Here is a 1,978-nt window from a genome sequence, read left to right as displayed (position 1 = left end):
GGGGTCACCTCGACGCACTCGTCGTCGCGGCAGAACTCCAGGGACTGCTCCAGGGAGAGCTTGCGCGGCGGGACGATCGCCTCGAACGAGTCGGCCGACGCCGACCGCATGTTCGTGAGCTTCTTCTCCTTGGTGATGTTCACGTCCATGTCGTCGGCTCGCGAGTTCTCGCCCACGATCATGCCCTCGTAGACCTCGGTGCCCGGGTCGACGAAGAGCTGGCCGCGCTCCTGCAGGTTGGTCATCGCGAACGCGGTGACCGGCCCGGACCGGTCGGCGACCAGCGAGCCGCTGCCGCGGGTGCGCAGCTCGCCGAACCAGGGCTCGTAGTCCTCGAAGACGTGGTGCAGGATGCCGGTGCCGCGGGTCTCGGTGAGGAACTCGGTGCGGAAGCCGATCAGGCCGCGGGCCGGCACCAGCCACTCCATGCGGATCCAGCCGGTGCCGTGGTTGACCAACTGCTCCATGCGGCCCTTCCGGGTGGCGAGCAGGCTGGTGATGGCGCCCATGTACTCGTCGGGGGAGTCGATGGTCAGCCGCTCGACCGGCTCGTAGATCTTGCCGTCGATGGTCCGGGTGACGACCTGGGGCTTGCCGACGGTGAGCTCGTAGCTCTCCCGCCGCATCTGCTCGACCAGGATGGCCAGCGCCAGCTCACCGCGGCCCTGCACCTCCCACGCGTCGGGCCGCTCGGTGGGCAGCACGCGCAGCGACACGTTGCCGACCAGTTCCTTGTCGAGCCGGTCCTTGACCATGCGCGCGGTGACCTTGGCGCCCTTGACCTTGCCGACCATCGGTGACGTGTTGGTGCCCAGCGTCATCGAGATGGCCGGCTCGTCGACGGTGATCAGCGGCAGCGGGATCGGGTTCTCCGCGTCGGCGAGGGTCTCGCCGATCATGATCTCGGGGATGCCGGCGACCGCCATGATGTCGCCGGGCCCGGCCTGCTCGGCGGGCTTGCGCTCGAGGCCCTCGGTCATCAGCAGCTCGGAGATGCGCACCTTCTCCACCGTGCCGTTGGTGCGGCACCAGGCGACGGTCTGGCCCTTGCGGACCGTGCCCTCGTGCACGCGGCAGAGCGCGAGGCGGCCGAGGAACGGGGACGCGTCGAGGTTGGTGACGTGCGCCTGCAGCGGCGCGCCCTCGGTGAACTTGGGCGCCGGGATGGTCGTGAGCAGCGTCTTGAACAGCGGCTCGAGGTTGTCGCTGTCGTCGGGCACCTTGCCGTCGGCGGGCTGGGTGAGCGAGGCGACGCCGTCGCGGGCGCAGGCGTAGACGATCGGGAAGTCGATCTGCTGCTCGTCGGCGTCCAGGTCGAGGAAGAGCTCGTACGTGTCGTCCACGACCTCCTTGATGCGGGCGTCGGGACGGTCCACCTTGTTGATCACCAGGATGATCGGCATCCGCGCCTTGAGCGCCTTGCGCAGCACGAAGCGGGTCTGCGGCAGCGGCCCCTCGGAGGCGTCCACCAGCAGCACCACGCCGTCGACCATGGTCAGGCCGCGCTCGACCTCGCCGCCGAAGTCGGCGTGACCGGGGGTGTCGATGATGTTGATGGTGACCGGCTCGCCCTCGGCCGGCGCATACGTGATCGCCGTGTTCTTGGCGAGGATCGTGATGCCTTTCTCCCGCTCGAGGTCCATCGAGTCCATCACGCGGTCGCCCATCTCGGCGCGCGCGTGGAACTGGCTGCCCTGCCGCAGCATGGCGTCGACCAGGGTGGTCTTGCCATGGTCGACGTGCGCGATGATGGCGACATTGCGGAGGTCCGAACGGGTCTGCATGCATCCATTGTTCCTGGCGGGAGTTGCGGATGACGCCCGGGGGTGGATCGCGTGCGTCACTCCGTCCCGTCCCGTTTGTCCGGTTGGCGGGGCAGCGGGGCAGTGATCACCGCTGTTAACGTCCTTTCCTCAAGGCCGACGGGGAGGCACGGATGGGTCGCTGGCGAGCATCGATGGCGGTGCTGCTGATCGGG

1 protein-coding gene is annotated in these 1,978 nt (G+C 68.7%); it reads right to left on the bottom strand.

The window, feature by feature from the left end; genetic code table 11:
- Positions 1–1,784, bottom strand: a 1,784-nt coding sequence (typA, locus tag AB0M20_RS40560) for a translational GTPase TypA (RefSeq protein WP_364306513.1), incomplete at its 3' end; no start/stop codon positions are given.
- Between the last annotated feature and the right edge of the window lie 194 nt (positions 1,785–1,978).

It is taken from the genome of Actinoplanes sp. NPDC051633 (assembly GCF_040681735.1).
Classification (GTDB): domain Bacteria; phylum Actinomycetota; class Actinomycetes; order Mycobacteriales; family Micromonosporaceae; genus Actinoplanes.
The sequence above is the reverse complement of the archived record's forward strand: the minus strand, read 5'-3'. Positions and strand labels throughout refer to the sequence as shown.